17 protein-coding genes are annotated in these 25,113 nt (G+C 66.8%); 4 read left to right on the top strand and 13 right to left on the bottom strand.

Annotated elements, in window-relative coordinates; translation table 11 throughout:
• Window positions 1–25: 25 nt before the first annotated feature.
• From MPLG2_RS12595 to MPLG2_RS12570, 6 genes are all read right to left on the bottom strand, one after another.
• Window positions 26–1,066, bottom strand: coding sequence for a hypothetical protein (locus MPLG2_RS12595; RefSeq protein WP_158681153.1), 1,041 nt, complete (start codon window positions 1,064–1,066; stop codon window positions 26–28).
• Window positions 1,063–2,676 (bottom strand): TniQ family protein, encoded by a 1,614-nt coding sequence (locus MPLG2_RS12590; RefSeq protein WP_105186432.1) that lies wholly within the window; start codon window positions 2,674–2,676, stop codon window positions 1,063–1,065. Before MPLG2_RS12590 ends, MPLG2_RS12595 begins: the two co-directional genes overlap by 4 nt.
• On the bottom strand, window positions 2,673–4,130 hold the full coding sequence (locus MPLG2_RS12585; RefSeq protein ID WP_105186431.1) for a TniQ family protein: 1,458 nt from the start codon (window positions 4,128–4,130) through the stop codon (window positions 2,673–2,675). The genes MPLG2_RS12590 and MPLG2_RS12585 overlap by 4 nt, the downstream gene beginning before the upstream one ends.
• Window positions 4,127–5,095 carry a TniB family NTP-binding protein gene (locus tag MPLG2_RS12580; RefSeq protein WP_158681151.1) on the bottom strand — a complete coding sequence of 323 codons (969 nt, stop codon included), beginning with the start codon at window positions 5,093–5,095 and terminating at the stop codon, window positions 4,127–4,129. The genes MPLG2_RS12585 and MPLG2_RS12580 overlap by 4 nt, the downstream gene beginning before the upstream one ends.
• An 86-nt stretch (window positions 5,096–5,181) precedes the next feature.
• A complete protein-coding gene (locus tag MPLG2_RS12575) occupies window positions 5,182–7,266 on the bottom strand; it encodes an integrase (RefSeq protein WP_105186429.1) in 2,085 nt (694 codons plus the stop codon).
• A 36-nt stretch (window positions 7,267–7,302) separates the two neighbouring features.
• The gene (locus tag MPLG2_RS12570) at window positions 7,303–7,995 is read right to left on the bottom strand and encodes a TnsA-like heteromeric transposase endonuclease subunit (RefSeq protein WP_269459189.1); all 693 of its coding nucleotides are present in this window, start codon (window positions 7,993–7,995) and stop codon (window positions 7,303–7,305) included.
• Window positions 7,996–8,678: 683 nt separating this feature from the next.
• Here MPLG2_RS12570 and MPLG2_RS18530 point away from each other — a divergent pair.
• Window positions 8,679–8,936 (top strand): hypothetical protein, encoded by a 258-nt coding sequence (locus tag MPLG2_RS18530; RefSeq protein ID WP_158681149.1) that lies wholly within the window; start codon window positions 8,679–8,681, stop codon window positions 8,934–8,936.
• A gap of 27 nt (window positions 8,937–8,963) precedes the next feature.
• On the opposite strand, the gene MPLG2_RS12565 is transcribed toward MPLG2_RS18530, so the two are convergent.
• The 3 genes from MPLG2_RS12565 to dnaB all read right to left on the bottom strand — a co-directional run bounded on the left by MPLG2_RS12565 (window position 8,964) and on the right by dnaB (window position 13,037).
• Complete coding sequence (locus MPLG2_RS12565; RefSeq protein ID WP_105186427.1) at window positions 8,964–10,559, bottom strand: hypothetical protein; 1,596 nt, start codon at window positions 10,557–10,559, stop codon at window positions 8,964–8,966.
• Window positions 10,556–11,566 (bottom strand): hypothetical protein, encoded by a 1,011-nt coding sequence (locus tag MPLG2_RS12560; RefSeq protein ID WP_105186426.1) that lies wholly within the window; start codon window positions 11,564–11,566, stop codon window positions 10,556–10,558. The genes MPLG2_RS12565 and MPLG2_RS12560 overlap by 4 nt, the downstream gene beginning before the upstream one ends.
• A gap of 106 nt (window positions 11,567–11,672) precedes the next feature.
• On the bottom strand, window positions 11,673–13,037 hold the full coding sequence (dnaB, locus tag MPLG2_RS12555) for a replicative DNA helicase (protein WP_105186425.1): 1,365 nt from the start codon (window positions 13,035–13,037) through the stop codon (window positions 11,673–11,675).
• Between the two features lie 545 nt (window positions 13,038–13,582).
• Here dnaB and MPLG2_RS12550 point away from each other — a divergent pair.
• The 3 genes from MPLG2_RS12550 (at window position 13,583) to MPLG2_RS12540 (ending at window position 16,572) form a co-directional block, all read left to right on the top strand.
• Window positions 13,583–13,927, top strand: a complete 345-nt coding sequence (locus MPLG2_RS12550) for a metal-sensitive transcriptional regulator (protein WP_105186424.1) — start codon at window positions 13,583–13,585, stop codon at window positions 13,925–13,927.
• A gap of 20 nt (window positions 13,928–13,947) precedes the next feature.
• A complete protein-coding gene (locus tag MPLG2_RS12545; protein WP_105186423.1) occupies window positions 13,948–14,151 on the top strand; it encodes a heavy-metal-associated domain-containing protein in 204 nt (67 codons plus the stop codon).
• Between the two features lie 240 nt (window positions 14,152–14,391).
• On the top strand, window positions 14,392–16,572 hold the full coding sequence (locus MPLG2_RS12540; RefSeq protein ID WP_105186422.1) for a heavy metal translocating P-type ATPase: 2,181 nt from the start codon (window positions 14,392–14,394) through the stop codon (window positions 16,570–16,572).
• Window positions 16,573–16,684: 112 nt separating this feature from the next.
• On the opposite strand, the gene MPLG2_RS12535 is transcribed toward MPLG2_RS12540, so the two are convergent.
• The 4 genes from MPLG2_RS12535 to MPLG2_RS12515 form a co-directional block, all read right to left on the bottom strand.
• Window positions 16,685–18,085: a glycosyltransferase gene (locus MPLG2_RS12535; protein ID WP_105186421.1), complete on the bottom strand. Its 1,401-nt coding sequence runs from the start codon at window positions 18,083–18,085 to the stop codon at window positions 16,685–16,687.
• Between the two features lie 341 nt (window positions 18,086–18,426).
• Window positions 18,427–19,446, bottom strand: coding sequence for a dihydroorotate dehydrogenase-like protein (locus MPLG2_RS12525; protein WP_105186420.1), 1,020 nt, complete (start codon window positions 19,444–19,446; stop codon window positions 18,427–18,429).
• Window positions 19,447–19,477: 31 nt separating this feature from the next.
• Complete coding sequence (nifJ, locus tag MPLG2_RS12520; protein WP_408632041.1) at window positions 19,478–23,362, bottom strand: pyruvate:ferredoxin (flavodoxin) oxidoreductase; 3,885 nt, start codon at window positions 23,360–23,362, stop codon at window positions 19,478–19,480.
• The gene (locus MPLG2_RS12515; protein WP_105186419.1) at window positions 23,290–24,927 is read right to left on the bottom strand and encodes an NAD(P)-binding protein; all 1,638 of its coding nucleotides are present in this window, start codon (window positions 24,925–24,927) and stop codon (window positions 23,290–23,292) included. The genes nifJ and MPLG2_RS12515 overlap by 73 nt, the downstream gene beginning before the upstream one ends.
• Window positions 24,928–25,113: the final 186 nt, after the last annotated feature.

Genomic DNA, 25,113 nt, shown 5'->3' with positions numbered 1-25,113 from the left:
GTGACGGTGCACGGCCCGGGGCGGTTCAGTTTGGTCGCCCTAGTGGGTCGAGAGATCCGGCTCCCTCGCAGGTGCGGGTGTTCAAGAGCCAGAAATGGCCGGCGGCGGGCGGCCCGTAGCCGTGGAGTTTCGTCACGGCGACGCCGATCCACTGGGGTAGCGACGCGCGGGTGAGTCGGGCTACGTGTCGGCCCGCTGTTCGTGCCGCCAGCGATTGCAGTTGCCGGACGCAGTCGATCGCGTGGTTGAGCGCCGTGAGGATCTCGGGCGCCGTCGGCCAGAGGCTTTCGGTCTCCACGAGAACGCAGGCTTCGATGACGCAGGCGACTTGGGTGTTGGTGGTGGGAAGGGCTTCGATCGCCGCGGTGGGTAGCCAGGGCAGAGCGGTCGTGACCACGGTCTTCCAATGGTTCTTCTTGGTTGCAAAGCGGTGGATCCACAGCGATGCTTCGCGACGGACGCTTCGGCTCCGCAGTTGGTCGATGTCGAGTGCAGGGTCCGCGCGTCGCGCAAGCACGTATTCAAGGTGACCGACGTCGTCGAGGAAGGCGTAGGAGGCATCGGAGGCGAGGGGGAGCTTGGTGCGGACTGGAATGAGGAAATAGGCCGCGATGATCTCGTCCTCGGCCGCTCCGGCCGGCCGACCTGTGTCACCGGCGTCTTCGGAGTCGGTGGGTCGGCTGGCGGCGTGGACTGGTCGGCGCAGGAGGCGGCTGTTGCTCAGTCTGGGGGTTGCTGGTGCTATCGGCGGTGCGGGGCGTTCGCCGCTGGGCCGGCCATTGGTCCAGTACTGCCCGCTTGCGAGGCCGCTGTACTGGTCGTAGGTGGCCCAGGTGCGGCATTGGGAGAAGGCTGGGCAGCCGATGCAGATCTCGAGGGCTGCTTGAGCGGCGTGCTGACTGTCTGGGTCGCCGGCGTTGTGGGCTTGGTGGTCTTCGGCTGCGTTCCACAGCCAGCCGAGGTTGCGGCAGTTGGCTGTTTCCATCCATCCGACGAGGTTGGCGGCCATGTATTGGCGGGCTCGTAGAGAGCCCGGCCCGGTGGTCCGGATGGTGATGATGTTCACGGCAGGGCTCCTCGCAAGGCGTCTTGTTGGGGACCGGTGAGGCTGTCGGCGAAGCTGCGGGCTGTGGTGCGTTGTCGGTTGTCGATCAGCGGGGCGGGGTTCGTGGTGGGATGTCCGTGGGTGTGCTGTTCCCAGAGCCAGGTGATGGCGTACCTGTGTGACTCGGGTCGGGTGCCGGGCCGGTAACGCCGCCACGTGTCGAACCAGTCAGTGCGGGTCGCGAGTTCACGTACCTGCTGCTCGCGGTCCCGGTAGTCGATCCGCTCGAGCTGCTCGGCGAGTGTGGTGAGCCGGGTGAGGAGTTCATCGACGGAGGTGAGCAGGCCGGCGCTGGCCAGTGCGGGGATGCGGTCGCCGAGCGCGGTGGCAAGCCCGAGGCTTTCGGCGGCGGAGGTCCAGGTGGTGATGCCGGGCAGGCTGCGGGCGAGACAGAGGCTGGCGAAGGTGCGGCCGGTGTCGGATCGGAGTTGCAGGATGTCGCCGAGGTGATCCCGGTACAGGGCGACTGGGATCTGTTGCGGCATGTGCCGGGCTTGGTCGATGAGTGGGGGTTCGTGATCGACTCGGTGGGAGAGCCGCCGGCGCGGGTTCTGGGCGGTGTTCAGCAGGCTGCGCAGCGATGGAGTGAGGCGGGCACGATCCTCGCACCAGGCGATGGCACCTTCGCGGCCTCGGGGGACGAGTTCCAGCCAGGGCGCGAACCGGGCCGCAGCCCGGTGACGGTCGGGTGAGGTCAGGATCTGGTCGGCTTCGGTCAGCACGAGCGAGCGGAGCTGCACGTCGTCGGGTGGCCGTTTGCCCCACACCTGCCGCGGCATCGCGCTCACCCTGTCGACCCAGTCGGGCAGTCCGCCGGCGTGGTGGTCGGTGGCTGCTTGGTGGGCGAGGTGGAGGAGCAGGACGGCGAGGTTGCGGCTGCTGGTCAGGTAGTCGGCGCCGTCGGTTTCGGCACCGAAGATGCGCGCGGTGCGTCCGGTGATGGCGTTGTCATGGTGTTGCTGGCGGGCGAGTTCGGCGGCACTCGCTGCGTCGACCGCGATGGTGGTGAGGTCGTGGCGGCAGCGGGCGGCCCGTCCTGACCCGGTCGGGTTGCCGCAGGTGAGGCTGGTGCCTGCGGGTCGTAGCACGGCGCTGGAATGGTCGCGGAACGGTCGCCGGCAGGTGGGGCAGTGGGTGGCCAGGTAGGTGCCGTGCTGGGTGCAGCAGGTGGCGGTGTGGAGGCGCCAGGTGAGGTGCCAGCTGCCCGTGGCGCTGAGGCAGGCGGGGCATAGTTGGCTGCCGCGGGTGCGGAGCCAGCCACGGTTGCCGATCTGGACGAAGCCGTTGCGTTGGGCCGGGTCGAACCGGTCGAGGTCCCAGTCGTCGTGGCGGGGCAGGCCGGGCAGGGTCATCGCGACGAGCTGCTCGGTGGATGTGCCGGTGAGCTCGGTGATCGCCCGCAAGGTGGCGGGGTCGGGGCTGAGGGTCAGGTAGCGCACTGGGTGACCGGAGTGGCGCCGGATGATGGCGGTCAGGTCGGCGCTGGTGAGGTTGTTGGCGTCGGCGACCTGCTCCAGGTAGGAGTCGAGTGCCTGCCCTGCGGTGGGGCTGATCCGCGCCGGGAGGCTCATTGCGCCTGCTTGAGGTCAGGTGTGGCGGGTGCGGGCTGCTGGTCGTGGGCGATGTCGTCCTGGGTGAGGCGGAGCAGGCTGTGGCCGTGTTCGAGCAGGATGAGTCGTTGCTCGCCGTCCAGTGCGTACTCGCCGTAGTGCAGGGCGGTGCTGGTGGAATGCAGTGGCCAGCGGCTGCTGGTGAGGGTGCTGCGGGTGAGGGTGATCCATAGCCAGTCGAGGGCGAGAGTTTCGGGGTCGGGAAGCGGCTCGGCGGGCTCTGGTAGTCGTAGCCGGCGCAGCACGCCTGGTTCGAGGCGGTGATGGGCGGTGAGGGTGCGGCGGCGGTACTGATAGTCGACGAGTCCGTCCCGTAGGAGCTTGCGGGCGGCCATCCGCAGCAGCGTGGCGTGCTGTGGTCGGATGCGGCGGCCCAGTTCGATGTCGGCGAATGCGGGGCTTGGGTGGTAGGGCAGGTCGAGGTACTGGCTGGCGCGAACGGCGTCGAGGTCGGCCAGTTGCATGACCAGGGCGACCGCTGCGAACTCGCGGACGTTCCACTCCATCCTGTGGGGCAGCGGGTATTCGGCGCCGACGTACAGGGTGGACGGGACGTGCCTCGCTTCGAGGCCGTAGCTGCGCTGGAGCCGGTGCAGTTCGAAGCGGAGGTTCTTGAGCCGGGCCCGGTCGGGCGGGGTCGGATAGGTCGGCCGCCGCGGCGCATGGAGGGTGGAGGGTCGTTTCGGCAGCCAGCCGATCGGCACGTCGAGGTTGTCGCCGAGCCGGCTCCAGCCCTGTTCGGTGAGCCGATCCAATCGGGTTGGGCCGAGCGGTGCGCAGATGGCGAGCAGAGTGGCGGCGATGAGGGGATCGGGGGCGGTGTGTTGACCCCAGAGCCGGGCCGATTGGGGGTCGATGGCGGGCAGGGGGAGCTGTCTGGGTGGCCATTGTTCGTCGAGTGTTCGGGCTATGAGGTTGGTGAGGCGGCGCAGCCGGCGCAGCCGCTGCGCGTGGTTCTTGTTGGTCCACGCCGTCTGCGTGAGTCCCATCAGCATGGTGACGAGGTCGATCATCGCGGGATGAGCCTCTACCACCGCCGAGACGTCGTGTGTGGACTGCACCAGGAAGCATCCGCAGGCACGGCACAGCGGGTGGAGGGCCAGTTGCCAGGGCAGTAGGCGTGGGTCTGTTGGTGCGGTGCAGCAGCGGGGGCAGATCCATTGGTGCTGGTCGGTCCGCCAGGTGAGGGTGCGTTGGTGGGGGCGTCCGACGACGCTGCGGTGGTAGCCGGCCCGGGTCATCTGATGGAGGTCAGCGGGTTTGCGCCGTAGGAGTTGCGCCAGCTGTGTGGTCGACAGTTCTGGGGGCAGCAGGAGCCGAACGGGCAGGGTGTTGGCGGTGGCGAGGCGTTCCAGCCATGAGTCAAGGGTTTCGTCGGGGACGGGTTCGACGCGGGCCGGTAGGTGGTCGATCACGAGGCCGTCCTGCTCTTGCGTTTGGTGGGCTGCCGTTGGGGGGTTCGCAGGAGCGCTTCGGCGCGGCTGGCGCGTTCGCTGAGCGGCACCGTGTCGAGCAGGTCACGATCCATCGATTGCTGGGCGGTGATCGCGCGGCGGAACCCCTCCTTGAGGAGTTGTTGGATGTCCTGCATGTGGCCCTGGGTGCGGGCGTATAGGTAGGCGGGCAAGGTCCGGTAGAGGAATCCCGTTTCGTGGTCGGGCAGGAACGGTCGGCAGAGGTTCTCCACGTCGCGCAGGAACCGTTGCCAGTCGCGTTTGCCGTCGTCGGTGGTGATCTCGAACGGGTCGAGGTGGAACGTCTTCAGCCGGCTGTCGATCTGCGGGTGGTGCAGCAGGGTGCGTTGGGTCATGTCGCTGCCGACCAGGCACAGGGTGCCGCCACGCTCGCCGACGTTGGTGTTCAGCGTGTGCAGAGCGTCGATGATGTCGCGGGAGGCCTGCTGGGATTCGCGGAGCTTGTGCACGTCGTCGAGGATCAGCAGCCGCACATCGAACCGGTCCAGTGCTCGGAACACGCGGGAAGCCAGGATGCCGCCGGTGCCGTGCACGGGGAAGCGGAGGAAGTCCAGGATCGAGCCGTACAGCACTTTCAGGCTTGCGAAGGCCTGTAGTTGGACCCACATGATCGGCACCCGGTCATGGGTGACGCCGGGGATCGGTGTCCAGGTCGGAACAGCTCCTGGCCGGGCCTTGGCAACGAACCCTGGGTACAGGCGGCGGGACAGGTCGAAGATCAGGCTGGTCTTCCCGACGCCGTAGGGGCCGTCGACTGCCAGGATCTCCTTGGCGCCGATGAGGCCCTGGCTGTTGACACTGATGCGGCCCATGAGCGAGTCGACAGCGCCATCGACCAAGGGGCTGGTGAACCATTGCGAGGCGAACCAGGCCGCCACCGACTCGGGATGGTTGGAGGCGTCCACGGCTCGCATCGGTGGCTGCCCAGCAGGCTTGGGTGGCCGCTTCTCTGTTGGAGTGGAGAGCAGGTTGTGCCACGTCAACGCATCCATCACTTGCCCTCAAGGTCGGGCCATGCGTCATCGATCCAGCTGTCGGTGGACTTCGCGGCCATGGTCGGTGTGCTGGTTCGACGCGTTGCCTTGCTTACCCGCTTCCACGCCTCGGCCGCTTCGGCGTGGTCTCGTTGGGCGGTTTCGAATCGCAGCCGTTCGGCGGTCATGGTTGCGTTCCACTCCTTGGCTGGCGGCGCCTGGTAGAGCGAACCGAGTTCGTCGATGATCTGCTGTGTGCTGGTCTGGCGGCGTAGTCGACTGTTTCCGCCGCGTGCGGCGATCGCGTCGACGGCCTTGTCTCGGATGCGTTGCGTGAGCGGCATGGTGAGCAGGTGTTGGTGTCGTGACGGGATTTCGGTGACTCTGCCGCTTTCCGGGTCGCGGAACCAGAGCCTGGTGCAGTCGCGGGGGTCGTACATGAAGGGTGCGGCGGTGTCGTCGGCTCTGAATGTGCCACGCCGGACGTGGCGGTAGGCGTCGAGGGCATCGGAGTCGTAGCTGAGGCCCTTGTACTCGGTGCCTGCGTGACCGATGGTGAGCCACCGTATGGGCAGGAACTCGTAGATCAGGTCTGGGTGTTGGGGGACGGTGATGTCGCCGCATGCTTCCATCGCGAAGTCGAAGTACTCCAATGGAGTGATGCGTTGGCTCTCCAGTCCGCCGATTTTCAGCCCGTCGTGGGGCGCGCGGTGATAGTCCAAGGCGACGAACCGCCGAAGGTACGTCTCGAGTTCGTGTGCGGTCATCAGCGGTTGATCGGCGACGACGATGCGCCGGCCCCGTTGGCTGGTGTTGCGGCCCTTGTAGCCGGGAATCTGTTGCAGGGCGCGTTGGATGGTTTCCCAGAATCGTTCGATGTGGGCGTTGTCTGTGCTGGCTCCGACGCGGGAGGGCCACAGGCTGATGCCGAAGTCCCGCAGGAGCCCCATGAAGTGGCCGGCCATGAATGCAGCCCCGTGGTCGGTTCGGAACGATGATGGTCGGATGCCGGGGATGTGGTGAAGGCCTTGCAGCGTCGTCGATTCGTGGGTGACTTCGCGGCGGGGTGGGAACAGCGGTGACTCAAGTGAGCGCGGCACTCCGGCCCAGCGCCAGTCGTCGACATTCGTGCCTTCCACTTTCAGCGAGAAGGGGCGCATGGCGTCGTAGAGGCACAAGCCAGCCTCGATGCTGTTGACCGATCGGGGGGTGACCCGCAAGGCGAGCACGACACGTGTGGCCACGGAGATGATGACGGTGATCTCGACTGAGTAGCTTGTCTGGCGGAGTTCGTCGTGGACCAGGTTGTCGGCGCGGGTTGTGTCCATGGATACGTGCGATGGATGCACGATGGGGCTCGGCTGATGAGCAGACCTCTTCCGCACTTTGGCTGAGCGGTGCGCCCTTGGTCGTGACCCGCAGACGCTGTAGCGCCACGACACGTACTCGGCGCTCATGCGCTCCGGGACGATGTCGCGCGACAGCCCCCCTTCCTTCATTCCGAGCCAAACGCGACGTTGCAGTTCCGCCACGTTCACTGCGCTTGCCGTGCCATCGAAGGGCGAGATCACGTCTTCCACGATCTGGCGGAATCGGCTGTCCAGGTCAGAGAAGTCTTTCCGGTCGCGAGCGCTGCGGCCGTCGACCAATGCTCTGAGGCCGGCCTGTTCGTAGAGCGTGATCCAGCGCTTGATGGTGCTGAAGCCGACAGCGGGCGAGGATCCGCCGTTGGATGAGTCTTGTGTGCCGGCGAGTCGTCGTTCCATCGCGATGGCTCGTTGACGCAGGGAGGCATTGAATCCGGGTCCGAAGGGATGGAACGGCTCCCCGGGGTTGTCTTCGGAGGGCCAGCCGTATCGGTAGCCGGTCAGAATCTCTTGCACGATGGCTAGCCGATCCAGGGCCTGCCGTCTCGTGTCGTTGCTGAGCGCAAACCACCAAGGACTGATTGCTGTGTGCTCGGCTTGCACGCTGTCGTCGGTGAAGCCTCGCACCTCAAGGGACGCGTAGGGAACGAATTGCACCCCGGCGGGCGTTTGGAGATCGATGCCGCCCCGTTGAAGGTGAAGAACTTTGGACAGGCCGAGTGGGTGCAGAACCATGGCGCCGACAGTGAGAGAAACGGTGTGCATCGGCCCTTATGCCTGCCAGGTCAGGGCGGTGAGGGGCGTGATGGGAGCGTCCAGATTGCAGGCCAGTCGCCGGCACCAAATGAGATGCCACATGGCGCTCGTTAGTTGTCCGTAGCCAGAGTCGCGCGCCGCCACGTCGCCCACGGTGCGGATGGTGCCGTCCTGGCAACCGTTCTTGATCAAGTCGGTGTAGGCAGAGATGTGCAGGGATGGGATCCGATATGCCGAGATCCAGAGGTGGTTGATCCGACTGATCGGTGGGTGGCCCGCGAACACGCGGTAATCCCATTCCACCTCCTCACATGCCGTGCGGGTCAGTTGGGTCGTGCGCTGAAAGTCATCGTTCTGCTTGTCGAGCGGCCGGACGTCCCACAGAACCACCCTGCCGTCCTCGACGACCAGCAGATCGGGCACGTGACGCAATCGTGGTTGCGGTCCTTCTCGAAATTGGAGCTGGAGGGGCTGAGTGACCATCCAAGACACGTGCGGATCACCATCGAGTTCTTCGACGAGTTCTCGTTCGATGCCCGATTCCACGGCGAGGTGCGTTTTGGTGGTTTGCGAGTAGGCGTGGGTGGGCGTGTGTCGCGACATCGCACGAGCCTTCGGTCGCCGCCATGGCTCTAGCTGGATCAAGTCAGGGGGCCCGTTACGCCAGTCCCAGCGGACCGTGGCACCTTCCAATCGGAACAACCACACTGCAGGGCTTCGCGCTTCATCTGGGCGCGCGGCATCGGTATCGTGATGCACGAGGACTCGTCCTTTCTGGCTAACCACGGCAAGGAGAGACCCTCATCAGGCGCGGCCCGTTCCAGCGGGTCGCGCCGTCTTCATGCATGGGGAAGTCTGCGTCCGACAGCGTTGCCAGTTGAGGATGACTCGATTCGAAGATTAGTGGCCACGAGTTGGCAACGACAAGCGTTCCGTTGAGATTCAGAATCTATGACGCCACGCGACACGCGCTGATGCAGCCCGGGCTAGGACGATCTTTTCGTGCTATTTGCCACCAGCGGTTGTCTTCGCAGACTGCGACAACCTTGCATCTGGAAGCAGTGACACGCCAAAGCACCTAGTCGTTGCCTGTACCGAAATTGAACGCAGATCGATCGGGCATGCTTGGCGACATGGTTCGCAAAGCGTCACAAGCTAGGATCTCAACGTCAGCCTCACCAGCTAGTAAGTCGACACAGACGGGGATCTGCAGCCCGCCAGCCACGCCGACAAAGTCACGAAGAGCGGACCTGACCACTCCGCCAGAAAGTGAAGCGCTCCTGATGCAGCCAAAGCTAGATAAGGCTCTCGGGGGACTTGGTGAAGCCCCAGAGGTCGAGCGCCTTCTTGAGGTCCTGGCTAGCTACCCAAGCACAGACTCCATGCCGTGCATGAACCCGTTCTGCACCAACGCGTGCTCATGGCCGGACGGTGGTGGTCGTCCCCCAATCTTCTGCTCGCAGACCTGCCGACGCGCCTACGCGAGGGAGCGTGCGTCGCTGCTGGCACAGGTGCGCTGGCTGGAGCGTTACCTTGCCGTGGATCAGGTACTTGGCCGGGCCGCCGCGCCGATCACGCAACGACTCTCCCAGGCCCGCTGGCAACTGGCTCGCTATCCAGATCTGACGCAAACGTCCGAAGGCGACTGAACAAGACGGGGGCTGGCAGCTACTTCCTCAATTGGCTGCAGGCATCGCAGGGAAGTCTGACAGGGCCTCCGCAACGAGGTCAGCCAATTCATCATCGCTGGAGCGAGCATCCAGCGAGACCACAAACCACCGGGCACCGGGCGGGAGGCTGAGGGTCCAATGAACGAGAGCGGGATCGGGTGCATCCAGGCCACCGGAACTGGCCCGCACCTGAGGATGGAAGCCCAACAGCCTGGGTTGCTCCACTGAGATGTTGCAGATCTGGACGGTCTGGGGTTCGATGGCGAATCGGTCTGGGGTCGGTTGGGCCGGTCCCATTACGGCTACAGCCTCACTGTTCCCTTGCACGATGCGGCCCTCGGCGAGCATTCGAAGTAGGTGTGCCATGGCCACGTCGTCGTGTGTGGCGCGGCCCTGCAGCATCGGGAAGTTGTCGGAAGCGACCTGTTCGAGATTGACGATGTCATCGAAGAATGCGGCGATCGCCCGCCAGCGTGCTGCGGCCCCGTCGTCAGGTTCGAAGGGTTCCATGATCTGAAGGCTGTCCGAGCCGTTCACGCATAGTTGTGCGGTCGAGGCGGCAGCAAGGTCTGCTTCGAGCTGAGCGTGACCCAGTAGCTGACGGTTGTTCGTCACTCGCCATTGGCTGGTCAGCAATACGTCATCGCCCGACCCGGTGAGAAACAAGGTCCAACAGTCGTCAATGCAGAGTTCTACGTCGAGTGGCCCTTCGGCTGTGGCTTGGCGAACCACGACCCCTTCGTGCACAGATAGGAGCTGCTCATCGGTACCCCTGAACGTCAATGTGACCCGGCGGGCCGGGTCCAGGCTCAGGACATCGCCTCGGTTGAGCTGGTGGAACAGGGGCGAAAGTGTGCCAATGGCCGGAATTACGGTATCGATCGGCGCGACGAAGACGCGCATCTCGCGTTCGCGCGTCGTGTTGGCGGTGACCGCGATCATCTCGGCATCGTCGTCCAAGTCAATGGCGCCGGCATCGCGGAGTTCTCTCACGAAGCGCAGCAAGTTCGCCACAACGAGCGCTAGTCGCGCGAAGCTCGCTGCTGCGGCCTCGTACCTCAGATCAATCCCGTGCTGTTCAGCAGCCTGCTTATGTCCCTCGGCGTCCGTGTGCGCGACGTCAAGATAGAACCACCCGCCAGCCAAGCTCGTGTCGGAAGTGCGCGGCAGCACCTTCCCGTCAGCCTCGCGGCCCTCGACCACGAAGGCCTGCGCCGCCGGTCCGGAAAGGTCAAGCTCGGCGAGAGTCACGCCAAACTGGTCTAGCCGGTCCGCTTGGACGTCAGTCAGCCGACCGTGCGTCATGCGCCTCAGTGCCTTGATCACTTTGCGGTGGTAAACCGATTCGCCGGTCAACGTGAATGGGCGGAGCCGGGCGGCCAGAGACTCCATTGCCTCTTCCGATGGAAGGTCTATCGTGGTGACCGCCTTCCCATCGTCCTGCAAGGTGATATTCCACGTCCCTTGGGCCAGCTGCTCGAGTCGCTCGACCTCGGGCTTCTGCATCAATGAGTGCGCAGCCACCCGGCGGGCCCGAACGAAGAACGTTCGAACCACCATCCGGGCCTTCTCGTCATCCCGTTCGCGAGCAGCGGTGGTCACGGGGACTCCTCGGCGCTCTCGCCGCTCACCGCATGTTGAATGCGCTCAGTTTGCTTCGTCCAGTGGCGGCGAATGGCCGCCTCGACGTCAGCCTTCGACAGTCGGCGGATGTCACTCGCACTCACCCTGGTGTCGAATGAGGAGCCCAGAAAGCCAATCCCAGTCTCTTGGCGCTCAAAGAGGTCGGGCGACTCGGGATTCTGGTACTGGCAGGTCGTTGGGTCGACACCCGACACCGTCTTCAGGAACGAAATCAGGTTCCGAAGGGACATGGATACAAGCTGCAGGTCGTGCACCCAGGTCTCAGGGGCCCAGTTTCTCAAGCGTCTCCTTGGGCGCCAATGGACGCTGTCCCCGGCGACCTTCTCCTTCGTGAAGATGGAGCTTCCGAATTCACTCCCACCCATGGAATGCATCTCAGGAGCTGCTTCGCCAACAATGCTCTCGCGGCCGATGGCCCAGTAGGAGCCGCCGAGGGTCAATCGGGTGCCGTGCTTGATGGCGTTGTACTCAACGGTCTGATCAGAGTCCACGAAGTCGGCTGAGGCTTGGTACCAGAAACGAGTGAAGCCTTCGACGACCCACTTCCTTTTCGGGTCGGGATAAGGCAGCGGCGCCAGGACCTCATCGGCCAAACCGTCTAGATACGGCCGCCGGAACATCGGATAGACGAGCGGAGACCCGGACGGCCGTCGGATCCGCTCGATGAAGGTCCGCAGTTCCGCCGTCTGATAGGAGAGCATCCAGCCAAGTGGGCAGGTGGGTGCCTGAAGCGCCGCGGCCACTAGCGCCATGAGTGTCTCAATGCCTTGCCCGTACGCGACGCGCAGGGCCGCGGCGGCGTACTGGCAGGTGTCTGGGTCGTCGAGCAGGGGTGCCATCTGTTGGGCGATGAAGACGCAGTAGTCAGGGTCGAGGCCTTGGAGGAACTCAAGGTTCTTGTCCTTAAGATCCCAATCCCAGAAGGCTTGGGCTCGATCACCGACAAAGAAGAAGTCAGTCTCCACTTCGCCCTCCAAGGTTCGGACTCATCGATCCTGAAGTTCTCAGGTTGCTCATAGTTGAACTACCAGGGGCATTTGGCTCATGTTCGCTGCATCTCGACAGGTTGCCTCAGCGCTGCATGTCAACGAAGCGACTGTAGTGGCCCTGGAAGACCGTCGAAATCGTTGCCGTGGGGCCGTTGCGGTGCTTGGCCACGATGAAGTCGGCCTCGCCCACCCGGTCGGAGTCCTTGTCGTAGGCGTCCGCGCGGTGCAGCAGGATCACCATGTCGGCGTCTTGTTCGAGCGAGCCCGACTCGCGCAGGTCTGACAGCATGGGCTTCTTGTCGGTGCGCTGCTCGGGGCCACGGTTGAGCTGCGAGAGCGCCACCACGGGCACGTCCAGCTCTTTGGCGAGCAGCTTCATCTGGCGGCTGAACTCAGACACCTCGAGCTGGCGCGATTCGACCTTCTTGCCCGAGGTCATCAGCTGCATGTAGTCGACGATCACCAGCTTGAGGTCGTGCCGCTGCTTCAGCCGCCGCGCCTTGGCCCTGATTTCCATCATGGTCAGGTTGGGGGAGTCGTCGATGAACAGCGGCGCGCTGCTCACCTCGCCGGTCTTGCGGGCGATGCGCTGCCAGTCGTCGTCACCCATCTGGCCCTTGCGAATGTGGTTGAGCGGCACCCCGGCCTCGGCCGAGATGAGCCGCTGCACGATCTCTGACTTGCCCATTTCGAGGCTGAAGAAGCAGCTGGTCAGCTTGTGCTTGATGGACGCCGCCCGCGCCAGGTCGAGCCCCAGCGTCGACTTACCCATACCGGGACGGGCCGCGATGATGATCATCTGGCCGGCGTGCAGGCCGTTGGTCAGCTCGTCCAGATCGACGAACCCGGTCGGCACCCCCGACATCACGCCGTGCTGGCTGAGCGACTCGATCTCGTCGAGGGTGCGCTCCATCAGCACGCTGAGCGGCTCGTAATCGTCGGACGTCTTGCCCTCGGCCACCTCGTAGATGGCCTGCTGGGCCTGATCGACGATGCTGGCCACCTCGCCGCCGCCGGCGTAACCCATCTGGCTGATCTTGATGGACGCCTCGACCAGCCGCCGCAGAATCGCCTTCTCTTTGACGATCTCGGCGTAGTAGCTGGCGTTGCTGGCGATCGACACCATCGACAGCAGGTCGTGCAGGTAGATGTGCCCGCCGATCTTGCCCAGTTCGCCCCGCTTGGCCAGCTCGTCGGCCACCGTGATGGCATCGGCCGGCTCGCCCCGGCCGAACAGGTCGATGACGGCCTCGTAGATCTGCTCGTGCTTGGGCAGGTAGAAGTCACGGCCCCGCACGACCTCGGCCACGTCGCCGATGGCGTCTTTGCTGAGCAGCATGGCCCCGAGCACCGACTGCTCGGCCTGCACGTCTTGCGGCGGGGTGCGATCGGGCGCGGCGAACTCGCGAGGGTCTTCCTCGTACGGGGGAAGCGACGCGAGTGACATGACCCTCCTGTGCGCGAACGTCTACGATCATGACGCTACGGGCGCGCGCTGACACTTCTGTGTGGGCGCGCAGCAACACACCGCCGAAGGCGCGGTCGTCAGACGATCAGTTGACGTTCACATGTTCGAATTCTGTACTTCTCAAGGGCTGCCCGCCGGTGGGTGGGGGTGGCCTACGTGACGACGATAGACCTGCTCCTCGGGGGTCGTCCAACTCGGGTTATCCACAGAAACGAGTTTTGCTTGTGGATTCTGTGGAGACGCGCCGTGCGGCCTGTGCACGACGCGCCGACGGGTCGGTGGACGACGAAAAAACGGGCTTGCGAAACGCCGTCCGACAAGGTGTCTTAACATGCCGTTCAGGTGAGTTTCACCTGAGTGCAGGCTGAGGCCATGTTCTCGACGCCCTCTTGACAGGCCACAGAGAGGGGGGTGTATGCACCGGCGCGCCCTGGTTGTCCACATCTTCAGATTTCACAATCCATACCCTTGGGGGGTATGCTGACAAGCGGTGATGGACGGCGACCACGGCCCGGGAGGAACACATGTCACAGGCGACACAATCGACACAACCCGAAACCACCGAAAATCAATCCGGCCACCAGGCCACGCGGGGCTACCTGACCAGCAAGGACGACTACCTCAAGCGCCTGCGACGCATCGAGGGTCAAGTCGGCGGAGTGGCCAAGATGGTCGTCGACGACCGCTACTGCATCGACATCCTGACCCAGATCTCGGCCGCCACCCGTGCCCTCGAAACGGTCGCCCTGGGCCTGTTGGACGACCACATGCGGCACTGCGTCGCGCAGGCCGTGCAGCAGGGTGGCGACGAGGCCGAAACCAAGCTCACCGAGGCCCGCGAAGCGATCGCGCGCCTGGTGCGTTCATGAACCGAACAGAAGGAGACACCATGCAAACCACCTACACCGTCGAAGGCATGACCTGCGGCCACTGCGTCGCCGCCGTCACCGAAGAGGTGAAGCAGATTCCGGGCGTCACCGACGTCGCGGTGACCCTCGAAGACGGACGGCTCGTAGTCACCTCGACCGACCCGGTCGACTTCGACCGCGTGGTCGAGGCCGTCGCCGAGGCCGGGGACTACACGCTGGCCTGATCGCCCGCCGACGGACTCCGCTCTGGGACGGGCGGACCCCCCGGCACGGTCAGGGGTTGCGATCTCGAGATCCCTGCACGATGGCGGGAAGCCGTCAACGATCTCGCGTTGCAGCCGGAAACCTGAAGGCGTACCCGAAAGCGTTGGCCGATCTCGAGATCGCCGCCCACCGAAGAAGGCGAGCCTCCCACCGGCATCGCGCGTACCACGATCCCCGCACATCGAATCTGAAAAGAAGACATGACCACCACCCAGCACACCTCGGTCGAACTCGACATCGACGGCATGACCTGCGCCAGTTGCGCCGCGCGTATCGAGAAGAAGCTGAACAAGGTCGACGGGGTCACCGCCTCGGTGAACTACGCCACCGAGAAGGCGCGGGTGCTCACCGACGCCCCGATACCCGTCGCCGACCTGATCGCCGTGGTCGAACAGGCCGGCTACCACGCCGCTCTGCCCGACCCCGAGCGGCCCGAGGTCGACCACGCCGCGCAGTTGCGCACCCGGGTGATCGTCAGCGCCGTGCTGGCCGTGCCCGTGATCGCCCTGGCCATGGTGCCGGGCTGGCAGTTCGCCGGCTGGCAATGGGTGTCGTTGGCGCTGACCATTCCCGTGTACGTCTGGGCGGCCTGGCCGTTTCACCGCTCGGCCCTGGTGAACGCCCGGCACGGCGCCACCACCATGGACACCCTGATCAGCCTCGGAACCACCGCCGCCTTCGGGTGGTCGCTGTTCGCGCTGTTCTTCGGCCACGCCGGCATGATTGGCTACACCCACCCCTTCGAACTCACCCTGCAGCGGGGCACGGGCGAGGGCAGCATCTACTTCGAGGCCGTCGCGGCCATCGTCACGTTTCTGCTGCTCGGCCGCTGGTTCGAGGCGCGCAGCAAGGCCAAGGCGGGCGAAGCCGTCCGAGCGCTGTTGCAATTGGGCGCCACCGAGGCCACCCTGCTGCGCGGCGGCGTCGAGACCCGGGTGCCGGTCGACTTTCTCAAGCCCGGGGACGAGTTCGTGGTGCGTCCGGGCGAGAAGATCGCCACCGACGGTGAGGTGGTCGACGGCGACTCGGCGGTGGACGCGTCCATGGTCACCGGCGAGTCGGTGCCGGTCGACGTCGGCCCAGGCGACGCCGTGATCGGCGCCACGGTCAACGCCAACGGACGCCTCGTGGTCAAGGCCACCCGAGTCGGGGCCGACACCCAACTGGCGCACATCGCGCGACTCGTCGAACAGGCTCAGACCGGCAAGGCGAACGTGCAGCGGCTCGCCGACCGAATCAGCGCGGTGTTCGTGCCCATCGTGATCGGCTTGGCCGTGCTCACCTGGGCGGGCTGGCTGCTGGCGGGGGCCGGGCTGGCGTTCGCGTCGTCCGCGGCCGTGGCGGTGCTGATCATCGCCTGCCCCTGCGCGCTCGGCCTGGCCACCCCCACCGCGCTGCTGGTGGGCACCGGTCGCGGCGCCCAACTGGGCATCGTCATCAAAGGCCCCGAGGTTCTCGAACGCACCCGCTCGATCGGCGCCATCGTGCTCGACAAGACCGGCACCGTCACCAGCGGCGAGATGGCCGTGGTCGACACCTTCGGGCCGGACGGCGACTGGCTGGGCCTGGCGGGCGCCGCCGAGTCGGCCTCGGAGCACCCGATCGCCCGAGCCATCGCCGAGCGAGCCGTCCCTGGTGCCACCGTGACCGAGTTCACCAACCTGCCCGGGCGCGGCATCAGGGCTCAGGTCAACGGCCGCCAGGTGTTGGTCGGCACGCCGGCATTGGTTGCCGAGGCGGCCCCCGAGGCCGCCGTGACGGCCGCGTTCGAGGCCGCGCAGGCCAAGGGTCACACCGCCGTTCTGGTGGCCGTGGACGGCGCACTGGCCGGCATGATCGCCGTGGCCGACACCGTGAAACCCACCTCGGCCGAAGCGGTGGCGCAACTCAAGTCGCTGCACCTCACCCCGGTGCTGCTCACCGGCGACAGCGTGGCGGTGGCCGAAACCGTGGCCGAACAGGTCGGCATCGACACCGTGATCGCCGACGTGCTGCCGGCCGACAAGCTGGCCGAGATCCGCCGGCTGCAGGCCGACGGCACCCAGGTGGCTATGGTGGGCGACGGCGTCAACGACTCGGCGGCCCTGGCCCAGGCCGATCTGGGCATCGCGATGGGCACCGGCACCGACGCGGCGATCGCGGCGTCCGACTTGACGTTGATGCGCGGCGATCTGCGCTTGGCGGCCACCGCGATCAGGCTGTCAAGGGCCACGCTGGCCACCATCAAGACCAACCTGTTCTGGGCCTTCGCCTACAACGTGGCGGCGATTCCGCTGGCCGCGTCGGGCTACCTCAACCCGATGATCGCGGGCGCGGCGATGGCGTTCAGTTCGGTGTTCGTGGTGCTGAACAGCCTGCGGCTGCGCACGTTCAAGGGGTGAGCCTGGCGCGAGATGGGGACGGTTCCTAACCCGCGCCACCTGCGGATCTGGCGCGAGACGGGAACCGTCCCCGCGCCATGGTCTCGCCCAACTCGACCCGATGGGTGGGCGTTCAGTGCAGTCGACCACCCAGCCGGGGGCGGCCGAGGTCGGGTTTGAGGTTCTCACTCACCGGCACCGGACGGCCCGCAATCAGGTCTTCGTAGATGCTCATCATCTCGGTGGCCTGGCGTTCGATCGTCCACTGCCCGGCCAGCTCGCGGCTGCGCGTGGCGCCCTCGGCGGCGACCGCGGGGTCTTTCAGCAGTCGCAGCATGGCCATGATGGCCTGGCTGAGCGACACCACGTTGGGCCGTGCCACCACGGCGTTCACCCCCGGATCGACCACCAGGTTCAGCTCGGGGTCGACGATCACCAACGGCAACCCGCACAGCGCCGCCTCGTGCAGCACCAACGCCTGGGTGTCGGTCATCGAGGGAAAGACGAAGACGTCCGAGCCCGCGTAATAGCCCGCCAGATCGTCGCGCGGCACCCGTCCGACCAGTTTGGTGCCGCCGCGTCGGGCCGCCTTCTGCAGCCGTCGGCGCAGCCCGGGCGGACTGTCCTTCCAGTCGCCGATGATCATCAGTTCGGCGTCGGGCTCGAAGTCCTGGACGAGCTCGAACGCGTCCAGCAGCAGGTCGAGGCCCTTCTCGGGGGAGACTCGTCCGACGTACAGCAGGCGGGGGCCCTTGGCCTTGGGAATGGCGAGGCGTTCGGGCAGCGGGTCGAGCCCGTTGGGCACCACTCGCACCTTCGCCTTCGGCGCCAGTTCGAGCACGCGGGTGCCGGTCTTGTCGGACGGGGTGGTCACCACGTCGGCGCTGGTCAGCATGTCGGCCGCGGCCTGCAGCAACTGCAACTGCGCGCCGCCTCGGCGGGGACGCTTGGGCCGCATCTTGGCCAGCGCCTTCCACGGCTTGGGCTCGGCCCGCAGGGCGATGAGTTGGTAGGCGCCGTACAGAAACGGCCCCAGGTGCCAGTAGTGCTCGGCGTAGGCCTCGAGGTCGGTGTGCCAGGTCACCACCAACGGACGATTTGCCCGCTGCGCCACCCACACCCCCAGCAGGCCGACGGTGCCCAGGCCGTGCACGTGCACGATGTCGGGCGGGTCGGCCACCAGTTGCGCGAGCCGAAACTCCAGGTCTTTGCCCAGCGACAGCCGAATGCCGGCGCCCGGAATGCGCACCGACGGCATGCGAATCTCGCGCCGGTGCGGGTTGTCGGCCAGCGGGTTGGGGCCGTCGGCCTCGGGGGCCACCAGCAACACCCGGTGCCCGGCGGCCAGCACCTGGGACTCCAAGAACTGCACCGCGTACAGCAGGCCGGAATGGGCCGGGCCGTAGTTGTCGGTGAACTGGGCGATGGTCAACGGACGCTCCACGCGTTCGTCGGCGGTGACGTCCACCTCGGCGGCGTGCGGGTGCTCGAAGCTGTGCGGATCGTCCGCTGTCGCGGGGTCGAGATCGGCCATAGGGCTCAGGCTAGTGGGGTCGCGCCCCAGGGATGACTCATCGATACCGGCATCCGTCACTGGTGCCAAGTTCGGCGACTGGTGCCGTGCTATCTCGTGGCAGCTGTGGTGCAACCGGACACCAGACCGATGGCGGAATCGGTCGCGCTGAAAGTGCTCTGTGGGTCAGGCGGGTCCAGCCCGGACGAGACCAGCGCCCGTCCGCCTTCCAGTAACGGTGATCCTGAGCCGGAAGTGGAACCGTCCCCTGAGCCGGAAGTGGAACCGTCCCCTGAGCCGGAAGTGGAACCGTCCCCATTCTGGCTCGCAGGTCCCGACAGGCTCGACCAGCGCAATGCAGGTCAGCGGTGAATCGAGCCGTACACCCTTCGGGCGTTCTCGAGCGCGGCCACGTAGCCGGCGCGCGCCACGGCGTCGGCGTCGACGTCGCTCGGCACCGCCAGCAGCCCCCGGAACTGGTCGACCGAGGCGTAGTCGTGCCGGGCCATCCAGTCCTGCAGGCCCATCAGCAGGCTGTGGGCGTACCCGGCCCCGTGCCGCACCAGCGCGGACGTGCTCATCACCACATCGGCCCCCGCCAGCAGGTACCGCACCACGTCGGAGCTCTCTTCGACCCCCGAGGTGGCCGCCAGCGACGCGTTGGTGTGCCGGGCCAGCGAAGCGATCCAGGTGCGCGGCAGCCGGCCCTCGAACCGCGACGACAGCGCCACCGAGGGCTTCACGGTCAACGCCTCGACGTCGACCTCGGGCTGAATGAACCGGTTGAACAGCACCAACCCGTCAGCGCCCGCCTCGATCAGCCGCAGCGCCATGTTGCCCGGCGAGGAGAAGAACGGGCTCAGCTTCACCGCCAGCGGCAGGTCGGTCGCCCGCCGCACCGCCGTGACGATGTCGAGATGCTGCCGCTCGACCTCGTCGCCGGTGACGCGCAGGTCGCCCGGCACCAGGAAGATGTTCAACTCGATCGCGGACGCCCCCGCGTCGCCCAGTTGCCGCGCGATCTCGATCCAGCCGCCCAGCGACGAACCGTTGATGCTGGCGATCACGGGCACGTCCACGGCCTGGGCCGCTCGGCGCACCAGGTCGACGTAGCGGTCGGCGACCCCCGGCTCGGCCCGCTCGGCGGAGGCTGGAAAGTAGCTCAGCGCCTCGGCGAACGACTCGTCGTGCGCCTGCTCGAGTTCGGCGTCGCGCAGCAGTTCGCGGCGCACCTGCTCTTCGAACAACGAGTACATGACGATGGCGCCCACGCCGCCGGCAGCCAGTTCGCGCACCCCGGCCACGGTCTGCGACAACGGACCCGCCGAGGCCACCACCGGGTTGCGCAGCGTGAGGCCGAGGTACTGCGTGGTGAGGTCCATGACCACCTGCTTTCTCAGTTGCGGGCCCGGCTCAGCGGGCGCCCTGGGCGAACATGTTCGCGTCACTGGACGCCAGTTGTTCGTATTCGGCGAACCGGCGCAGCACCTGGTCCTGGCCCAGTTGCAGCATGCGTTCGGCCTCGTCGGGGTGGGTGTTGGCCAGCATTCTGAACCGCAGCTCGTTCTTGTGGTAGTCGCGCAGCGGCACGCGGGGCCGGGGCGAATCGAGCAGGAACGGGTTCTTGTTCGCCTCGCGCAGTACCGGGTTGAACCGCATCAGCGGCCAGTGGCCCGAGTTGACCGCCAGGTACTGCTGGTCGAGCCCCTTGCGCATGTCGATGCCGTGGGCGATGCAGTGGCTGTAGGCCAGAATCAGCGACGGCCCGGCGTACATCTCGGCCTCGCGCAGCGCCCGCAGCGTCTGCTGCGGATCGGCACCCATCGCCACCCGCGCCACGTACACGTTGCCGTAGGCGATGGCCTGCATCGCCAGGTCCTTCTTGTAGGTGGTCTTGCCGGCCGCGGCGAACTTCGCCACCGCCCCCATCGGCGTCGACTTGGACGCCTGTCCGCCGGTGTTGCTGTACACCTCGGTGTCGAGCACCAGCACGTTCACGTCACGGCCCGACGCCAGCACATGGTCGACGCCCGCCGACCCGATGTCGTAGGCCCAGCCGTCGCCGCCGACGATCCAGACCGAGCGGCGCAGCAGGTGGTCGGCGACGCTGCGCAGGTCTTCGATCAACCGCAGCCGGGCGCCGTCCAGCGGCGTGTCGGCGGGGACCTCGGTGTGGGTCTCGAACTCCGCCTCACCGGTGGGCACCGGCCTGCGGCCGACCATTTCGACGTGCCCGCCGTGGGCCCGGAACACCTCCAGCGGAAACAGCAGGGTGACGTGCTGTGGGCTGCGGCCGGTGGTGAGCATCTCGTCCAGCAGCCGCTTGAGGTGCTCGACCCGGGCCCGTTGGTGGGTCAGGTCGCTCTCGTACTGCTGCGGCGCGGTCAACACCAGCTCGACCAGCTCGTCGCCCAACTCGGGGCGCAGCGCGTCCAGGCGTTGCCGGGCCAGGTCGGTCTGCAGGTCGGCGGCCAGCCGCAACCCCAGCCCGAACTCGGCGTTGTCTTCGAACAGCGAGTTCGACCAGGCCGGGCCGCGGCCGTACTTGTTGCGCGACCAGGGCGTGGTGGGCAGGTTGCCGCCGTAGATGGACGAACAGCCGGTCGCGTTCGCCACGCTGGCCCGCCCCCCGAACAGCTGGGTGAGCAGCTTCAGGTACGGCGTCTCGCCGCAGCCGGAGCAGGCGCCCGAGAACTCGAAGAGCGGCTCGAGAAACTGGGTGCCGCGCACGGTGGCGAAGTCGATGCGCGAGCGCTTGTTCACCGGCAGCGTCTCGAAGAAGTCGACGTTGGCCTTCTCGGTGCTGCGCTCCAGCACGGGGGCGAGGTTGATCGCCCTGCGGTCAGGGGTTTTGATGGGTTTGACCGGGCAGGCCTCGACGCACAGGCCGCAGCCGGTGCAGTCTTCGGCGTACACCTGCAAGGTGTAGCGCGAGCCCGGGAAACCGGCGGCGTTCAGCGGGGCCGACAAGAAGTCGGGGGGCGCGTCGGCCAGCGCGTCGTCTTTGTAGTACTTGGCCCGCAGCACCGCGTGCGGGCACACGAAGGCGCAGTTGCCGCACTGAATGCAGGCCTCCGGATCCCACACCGCGATGATCTCTGAGATGTTGCGCTTCTCGTACTTGGTGGTGCCCGAGGGGTAGCTGCCGTCCACCGGCAGGGCCGACACGGGCAGCAGGTCGCCGGTGCCGGCCAGCATCGACGCGGTCACGGTGCGGACGAACTCGGGCGCCTCGGCCGGCACGGGCGGAATGCGCTCGGCGTCGCCGACCGGTGCGGCTGGCACGGGCACCCGGTGCAGCGAGGCCACGGAGGCGTCCACCGCGGCCTCGTTACGGGCCACCACGTCGGCACCCTTACGGGCGTAGGTCTTGCGGATCGCGGCCTTCACCTTCTCGATCGCCACGTCGGGTTCGAGCACCTTGCTGATCGCGAAGAAGCAGGTCTGCAGCACGGTGTTGGTGCGGTTGCCCATGCCGGCGGCGCGGGCCACGGCGCCGGCGTCGATGGTCCACAACTCGATGCCCAGATCGATGATGCGTTGCTGCATGTCGCGCGGCAGCCGCGCGAACACGTCCGCGGGCGGGTAGGGCGCGTTGATCAGCAGCACCGTGCCCGGACGGGCGAACTCGAGCACGTCGACCCGGTCGAGAATCGACCAGTGGTGGCAGCCGATGAAGCCGGCCTTGCTCACCAGGTAGGGCGCCTCGATCGGCTTGTCGCCGAACCGCAGGTGCGACACCGTCCGGGAGCCTGACTTCTTCGAGTCGTAGACGAAGTAGCCCTGGGCGTAGAAGTCGCCGGTGCCGCCGAGAATCTTGATGGTGTTCTTGTTGGCGCCCACGGTGCCGTCGGAGCCCAGGCCGTAGAACACCGCCCGGTGGGTGTGCGGGTCTTCGAGGTCGAGTTCGGCGGCGTACGGCAGCGACAGGTGGGTGACGTCGTCGTTGATGCCCACGGTGAACCGGGGCCGCGGACGGTCGAGGGCGAGTTCGTCGAAGATGCCCACCACCATGGGCGGCGTGAACTCCTTGGACGACAGCCCGTAGCGTCCGCCGATCACCAAGGGCATCGGACGGTCGGTGGTCGGGTCGTCATCCCGGCGTTCGCCGGGATGACGGGGGTCGGCGTGCCGGGCTTGCTCCGGGATCTCGGTGCCGGCGTGCCGCAGTTGCTTGCTCGCGTACGCCTCGCCCAGGGCCGCCACCACGTCGAGGAACAGCGGCTCGCCGCCTGCCCCAGGCTCCTTGGTGCGGTCGAGCACGGCGATGCGCGTCGCGCTGGCGGGGATCGCTGCCAGCAGCTCCTCGGTGGGGAACGGTCGGTACAGCCGCACCTGCACGCACCCCACCCGCTGGCCCTGCTCGGCCAGGTGGTCGATGGCCTGCTTCACGGTCTGGCCGCCGGACCCCATGATCACGATCACCCGGTCGGCCTCGGGGTGACCGTGGTACTCGACCAGTTTGTACTGCCGGCCGGTGAGGGCGGCGAAGTCGTCCATGGCCTGCTGCACGATGCCCGGCACCGCCAGATAGAACGGGTTCACCGTTTCGCGCGACTGAAAATAGGTGTCGGGGTTCTGGGCGGTGCCGCGAATGATCGGGTGCTCGGGCGATAGCGCCCGGCGGCGGTGCTCGCGCACCAGGTGCTCGTCGACCAGCACCGCGAGGTCGTCGTCGCTCAGCATTTCGAGGGTGTTCAGTTCGTGGCTGGTGCGAAAGCCGTCGAAGAAGTGCAGAAACGGTATGCGTGAGCGCAGCGTGGCCACCTGCGCGACCGCGGCGAGGTCGTGCGCCTCTTGCACCGAGGCCGAGCTCAGCAGGGCGAAGCCGGTCTGCCGCACCGCCATCACGTCCTGATGGTCGCCGAAGATGCTGAGGCCCTGCGCGGCCAGCGACCGGGCCGCCACGTGCAGCACCGTCGAGGTGAGCTCGCCGGCGATCTTGTACATGTTGGGAATCATCAGCAGCAGGCCCTGCGAGGCGGTGAACGTGGTGCTCATCGCGCCGCCCTGCAGCGCCCCGTGCAGCGCGCCGGCTGCCCCGCCCTCGGATTGCATCTCGATCACGGTGGGCACGGTGCCGAAGATGTTGCGGCGGCGCTGCGCCGACCACTCGTCGGCCAACTCGGCCATGGTGGACGACGGTGTGATCGGGTAGATGCTGCACAGCTCGTTGAGGCGGTAGGCGACGGACGCGGCGGCCTCGTTGCCGTCAATGATGGCTCTCATCGTGGCTCCGGAATCATCTCGATGGCGTGCACGGGGCACTGCTCGAAGCAGGTCGCGCAACCGGTGCATTTCTCGTAGTCGAAGCGGTATCTGAAGCCCTTGCCCAGCTTGATGATGGCATCCTCGGGGCACGAGCCGAGGCAGCCGTCGCATTCGAAGCAGTTGCCGCAGCTCAGGCAGCGCGACGCCTCGACGTGGGCCTGGGTGACGTCCAGGCCGCCGTGAATCTCGTCGAAGGCGGTGACCCGGTTGGCCGGGTCGAGTTCGGGCTGGCTGCTGCGGCGGTTGTCGCCGAAGTACCACAGGTTGAGCTTGTCGAAGTCGGCGAGCTCGTGCTTGGGCAGCTCGCGCAGGGGGCGGCTGTCGAGCCAGGCGTCGATGGTGCGGGCGGCGCGTTTGCCGTGGCCCACCCCCACCGTCACGGTGCGTTCGGACGGCACCGCGTCACCCCCGGCGAAAATGCCCGGCACGTCGGTCATCAGGGTGCGGCTATCGACCTGCAGCACGTCGTGATCGAAGCGCATGCCGGGAATGGCCTTGAGAAAGTCCGAATCGGTCTCTTGGCCGAGGGCCAGAATCACGGTGTCGGCCTGCAGGGTCTCGAACCGGCCGGTGCCCACCGCGCGCCCCTCATCGTCGAGTTCCATGATCTCGACGGTCATGTCGCTGGAATCGAGCGACGCGATGGTGCGCAGCCAGTTCATCTGCACGCCCTCGGCCAGCGCCTCCTCGCGCTCGGAGGCGTGGGCCGGCATCTGCTCGACGGTGCGCCGGTAGACCACGATCGACTCTTCGGCACCCAACCGGCGGGCGACGCGGGCGGCGTCCATGGCAGTGTTGCCGCCGCCGTAGACGGCCACCTTGCGTCCGATCACCGGCCGTTCGCCGCTGGCCACGTCGCGCAGAAAGCTGACCGCGTCGACGATGCGCGACGCGTCGCGGGTGGGAATGTCAATGCGCTTGCTCAGGTGGGCGCCGATGGCCACGAAGACGGCGTCGAAGTGACCCTCGGCCTGTTCGACCAGCAGGTCGGTGACCCGGTGGTCGGTGACGATGCGCACACCCAGGGCGACGATGCGGGCGACCTCGGCGTCGAGCACGTCGCGGGGCAGCCGGTACTCGGGAATGCCGTAGCGCATCATGCCGCCCGGCTCGGGCGAGGCGTCGCGAATCTCGACATCGTGGCCCAGCATGGCCAACTGGTAGGCCGCCGACAGCCCCGACGGGCCCGCCCCGATCACCAGCACCCGGCGGCCGGTGGCGGTGCGGGTGCGGCGGAACGTCCAGCCCTTCTCGATGGCGAGGTCGCCCAGGTAGCGCTCGACGGAGTGGATCGACACCGACCCGTCGAGTTCGAGCCGATTGCAGGCGGTTTCGCACGGGTGGTAACAGACCCGGCCGTGAATGGCGGGGAAGGGGTTGTTGCGGGTCAGTTCGCGCCAGGCGTCCTCGTCGCGCTCGGCCTTGACCAGCCGCAACCACTCCTGAATGTTCTCGCCGGCGGGGCAGGCGTTGTTGCACGGCGGCAGCAGGTCGACGTAGACGGGCATGCGGGTGCGCACGGGGCCGACCCGGCCGGTGGTGGCGGCGAGGTCGGGCAGATGGGTCATGTCCAGACGCGGCGGCTCGGTCATGGCGTCCTCTCGACGGCGAGGTGAAGCCCTTTGAATCTAACCCGGCGCGCTGGTCCCGGCAGGTGAACCGCAAAGGTCGCAGCCGATCGACGCTCACTCCCGGGGGGTGGCGTGAGTTGGGAACCGTCCCCATCTCGCGCCGGGACGTCAGGTGGCGCGAGTTGGGAACCGTCCCCATGCGGCGCC

The organism is Micropruina glycogenica, from assembly GCF_900289045.1.
Lineage (GTDB): Bacteria > Actinomycetota > Actinomycetes > Propionibacteriales > Propionibacteriaceae > Micropruina > Micropruina glycogenica.
Note: the sequence above shows the minus strand (reverse complement) of the source record. Positions and strands in the feature narration are given on the sequence as shown.